This is a genomic window from Labrys sedimenti (assembly GCF_034424805.1).
Classification (GTDB): domain Bacteria; phylum Pseudomonadota; class Alphaproteobacteria; order Rhizobiales; family Labraceae; genus Labrys; species Labrys sedimenti.
Genome location: NZ_JAXOUF010000054.1, coordinates 1 through 4345, shown reverse-complemented (window position 1 = coordinate 4345; position 4345 = coordinate 1). Strand labels below are relative to the sequence as shown.

The 4345-nt window shown below is 58.2% G+C and carries 4 protein-coding genes; 2 read left to right on the top strand and 2 right to left on the bottom strand.

The annotated features are described in order from the left end of the window. Nucleotides 1-38 precede the first annotated feature (38 nt). Nucleotides 39-1208, top strand: coding sequence for a glucan biosynthesis protein (locus tag U1R88_RS35205; RefSeq protein ID WP_322435516.1), 1170 nt, complete (start codon nt 39-41; stop codon nt 1206-1208). A 154-nt stretch (nt 1209-1362) separates the two neighbouring features. On the opposite strand, the gene U1R88_RS35200 is transcribed toward U1R88_RS35205, so the two are convergent. Beyond that, the gene (locus tag U1R88_RS35200) at nt 1363-1824 is read right to left on the bottom strand and encodes a MarR family winged helix-turn-helix transcriptional regulator (protein ID WP_322435515.1); all 462 of its coding nucleotides are present in this window, start codon (nt 1822-1824) and stop codon (nt 1363-1365) included. 322 nt (nt 1825-2146) lie between these two features. On the opposite strand from U1R88_RS35200, the gene U1R88_RS35195 reads away from it, so the two are divergent. Further along, nucleotides 2147-3319 carry a chloride channel protein gene (locus U1R88_RS35195; protein WP_322435514.1) on the top strand — a complete coding sequence of 391 codons (1173 nt, stop codon included), beginning with the start codon at nt 2147-2149 and terminating at the stop codon, nt 3317-3319. Between the two features lie 19 nt (nt 3320-3338). Here the strand turns inward: U1R88_RS35195 and U1R88_RS35190 are convergent, their stop codons facing one another. Beyond that, nucleotides 3339-4076 (bottom strand): DUF4336 domain-containing protein, encoded by a 738-nt coding sequence (locus U1R88_RS35190; RefSeq protein ID WP_322435513.1) that lies wholly within the window; start codon nt 4074-4076, stop codon nt 3339-3341. Nucleotides 4077-4345: the final 269 nt, after the last annotated feature.

Sequence of the window (4345 nt, the reverse complement as noted above, 5' to 3'; positions counted from 1 at the left end):
AACAAATCACCCATAACGGCCTCCACCGGAAACCGTGAATCACATCTCAAACCAAATTAATAGGTCCTGAGCCTAGCTCAATTGGATTTGCAGGAATCCGCATTCTTTGGCCGCTCAACAGCGACACCAAGTTCGATGAGGTTATATCCTTCCTCGGAGCAAGCTACTTCCGATTTCTGAGCAGAGGCCAGCAATATGGGTTGTCGGCCAGGGGGCTGTCGATCGGATCGGGCTCACCTGGCGAAGAATTTCCTTATTTCAGAGAGTTTTGGATCCGGGAGCCGGCCTTTGATGCAGACGCAATTGCGATCTATGCCTTGCTTGACAGCCCCTCGGTGACGGGATGCTTTGAATTCGAGCTGGCTCCTGGGACTGCAACGCAACTGCATGTGCGAGCGACGCTGTACCCCCGTCGAAATCTGTCAGGCATGGGCGTCGCGCCACTGACATCGATGTTCTTCTTTGGTGAAAACACACTTCGGAAACCCCGCGATTTCCGGCCGGAGGTTCATGACTCCGATGGATTGGCCATTCATTCCGGATCGGGCGAGTGGATCTGGCGTCCTCTTCGAAATCCACCTTCATCGTCGATGTCTTCGTATCTCGACAGCGGGACACAGGGCTTCGGATTGTTCCAGCGCGATCGTATTTTTCGCAGTTATGAGGACCTGGAGGCCCGCTACCATGCGCGACCAAGCTACTGGGTGGATTTTGGACACGCTCCCGGCAGCGGCAGGGTGGTGTTGACCGAGCTTCACGCTCGTAAGGAGAGCGAAGACAATATCGTGGCGTGCTGGGTTCCTGACGAGCAACCTGCCGCCGGCGGCGAGAGCCAGTTCAGCTATTCACTTATCTCCGCGGTAGGCCCCCTACACGGCGGCGGTCGCTCCGTTGGCACGTTCGAGTCCAAGGCGGGCGTTGCGACGGCGAAGGGACGGGAGCAAACGATCCGCTTCATTCTTGATTTTCGAGGCGGTGCCTTGGGCTCCAAAAATCTGGATGTTGTCAATGTCAAACTCGTTGCATGGGCATCAGACGGTCAGGTCATTCGAAGCAGCGTGCAACGAAATCCTGAGATTGCCGGCATTCGAGCCACCTTCGATGTAGAACTGCCTGTGGTTGGCGGTACCGAGTTGAGGGCATTTCTGAGATCCGGCAAGGACGTTTTGACGGAAACCTGGTCATACCGACATGACGGTGTCGATTGAGGGGGCAAGCCTGGGGGTGATGCCTCTGTCTCCGGCTATCTCGAGTGAAGCACGCCAAAACCCGTCGGGATCGGATGCGACTGACCAGTCGGCAGGGGGAAGCTGACGAGTAGATTTGGCTAAGTGAGTCCCGAATCTAGCCTGCGGAGACAGCCTATTGAGGTGGCTGCATCAGATCCTGAAGGGTCCCAACGAAATTCGCTCCGGCACGCCGCAGTTCCTCGACGTGGACAGAGGCGAGCGAGCGAAGATGCTCTTCGCCGATATCGGTGAGTGAAATGAACACCCGTCGCTTGTCGTGGGAATCGGGGATACGCGTGAGCAGGCCGAGCTTGGCCATTCGATTGACGAGCGAAACGGCCGTGTGATGGCGAATGAACATCAACTCGGCAAGATCGCCTACCGACAAGGGCTCGTGGCGTGAAAAGCCCTTGATGGCGACCAAGGCCTGGTACTGATGTGGTGTAACCCCGGCCTTTGCTGCGGCGTCCTCCGAAAAGGCGAGATATTTTCTGATTTCGTATCGAAACCGGGCCAGAGCATCGTAGTTCACCTCGCTCTCTTTCCCCGTCGAGCGCTTGGTGGCGGGACGCGAAGGGCGTTTGTCGTCGGTCATGACTTACTCCCAGACACAACTGGCATCGCGGCTTGAGGTGCCCCTCTCGGCGGCGTATATCGAACTTCGATGCATTTATGGCGGCTATTAAGACTCTGGTCGCTCTTGCTTTGGAGAACGTCAAGTCGTGCCAGCCAAATTACAAGGAGATCACGCGTCATATCGTTCCGACGAACCCTCGAAAGGAGGAAAGGGTGGGTTTCGGGCGAAAGCAAGGGGCCTTCCCCTGCTTCTGCGCCGGCGGACGGCAACGACGGTGGGAGCAGTCGTATTGGGGTTGGTCGCACTTGCGTTCGCCTGGCTCGCAGACGAGGCTTCACGCTTGTTTCTGCTCCTCGTCGACCGGGCGCCTTATTCGCCGCTGATCGTCACGCCGCTCGGGCTGGCGGCACTTGCAGCGCTGACGCAACGCCTGGCACCTGCCGCGCGTGGCTCCGGGATCCCCCAAGTCATCGCCGGGGCGGCAGATCCGAGGCGCGCGATCGGCGCCGGTCTCATCTCTATGAAAACCGCTATTTTTAAATGTGCAGGAACGGTTGCTGCCCTGCTGGTCGGCGCATCGGTAGGGCGCGAAGGGCCGACCGTGCAGGTCAGCGCCGCGATCATGGCCTATGTCCACCGTACGCTCAGGATCGACCTTTCATCGGCCGTGGTGATCGCGGGGGGCGCTGCGGGCGTGTCCGCAGCCTTCAATACGCCGCTTGCGGGTGTCGCCTTTGCCATTGAGGAACTGGCTGCGTCCTATCAACAGCGTTTGGCGCTACTGGCCATGGCCGCCGTGATGATTTCCGGATTAGTCAGCCAAGGCATTGCCGGCGACTATGTCTATTTCGGCGCCGTGCATCAGATGATCGCGTTCCGTCTGGCGTTGATCGTCTCGTTGGCGGCCGGCGTCATCGGTGGGCTGTGCGGAGGCCTGTTCTCGCAGGCAGTAATCGCCTTTGGAAGTACCTCTTGGCGACCAATCGCCATTATGCGCTCCCGGCCAATCGCGTTGGCTGCTGGGTGTGGTTTTGCTATCGCTGTGCTTGGCATCGTGACAGGTGGCGAGACCTGGGGAGCGGGCTACGATTCTGCCAAAATGCTGGTCGAATCCCAGTCCCAGCCCTTGTGGTTTGGTCCTGCGAAATTTCTGTCGACCTTGATAACCATGCTCAGTGGTGTTCCTGGAGGCATCTTTGCCCCCTCCTTGGCTACCGGAGCGGGTGTCGGCAATCTATTGTCGCTGTTTTTCCCCGGCGAACCGCTCGGTGCAATCGTAATTCTGGGCATGACAGGCTATTTCGTCGGCGTCGTGAGGGCGCCGCTTACGGCGGTGCTGATCATTGCGGAAATGACAGACAGTCGCGCGATGATCCTGCCTCTGCTGGCGACCGCGATTATCGCGGACGGTGTGTCGGCCTTCATCTGCCCGCAGCGGCTCTATCACGCCTTGTCAAAGGCCTTTACTCTTCGTCCGGCGCCTCAAAAGCTGGAATCAACGGGGCAAGGATAGACGTTCGATCGTCGCGTCGTCAGAGTACCCAGCGAAAGGCTCGTTTGAGTTCGCTGAGGCCATCGCGGTCGTAGCAGCGCCCATGCGCGAGTATAATCCGCTCGGGGTTCCACTCGATCATTCGTTGAACCGCCGATCGAAGCTGGTGCCGATGCCCCAGGAAGTTCAACTGCATGTCGTAGGGCGCCTTCCCATCTGGATCGGATGCGCCTGCGAGCCGAATGATCCAGCGCAACCATCGAGCATGGATTCGGCATGGCTCGAAGTTCTCGATGAGGTCTGTGAGTATCAAGGTCCGACTGGGGCGATGGAAGAAATCGACCTCCGTCAATAAGATGCCGTGCACAAGACATTGTGCGATTGAGTCTGCCCATGCTCGAGGGGCCGTCTCAACAAGCTCCTCGTCGATCCTTGTGGGGCGACGTGCTTTGGCGACGAGGCCTGGAGGGCCATAGCTACGTGCGGCCGGGAAGCCTGTTTGCCAATCCGACAGATACCAATAGTGCAATGTGTTGGGGGCAATGAGGCGGGTCACGTGGCCCAGTTGCGCCACCGCGGCCGCAAGACCATCGTGCCAGGCAATGGGAGAATGAATCCAGATCTCGCCCGATGGGAGACGTACAACGGTCATGCGCGTTGGAAAGGGGATCGTCAGCCCGAGGCTGCGCATTCCGATTTCCGGGCCATCGGCAATCCAGACCTCTTCAGCGAATGGCTTCAAGCTATTGAGAGGCAAATACGGTGAATGGGCTTGCATGGGCCTGCTCCACCCTTGGAGGAGTACCTTTCGAAAGGCCGCTGGATTTCGGTTCGGTCAAACGCCAGCGGTAACTTGTGATGAGCGGGTGGTCTAACCAGACCGATACCCAATGTTTTTCCAATTCGCCCAATCAACTCGGGGCTGGAATGGGTTTAGTGGCAATTGCGCGATGCCAAGTCCCAGGCCTTGGTCGTTCGTGAAGAACTCGCAAGCCGCTGATTCAGCGAGAATTTTTTAGCTTGGCAAGTATTCGCGTTTGCCGGATT

Bases quoted from the DNA above. Each gene is read 5' to 3' on its own strand.
- U1R88_RS35200 (WP_322435515.1), bottom strand. From the start codon at position 1,824: ATGACCGACGACAAACGCCCTTCGCGTCCCGCCACCAAGCGCTCGACG.
- U1R88_RS35190 (WP_322435513.1), bottom strand. From the start codon at position 4,076: ATGCAAGCCCATTCACCGTATTTGCCTCTCAATAGCTTGAAGCCATTC.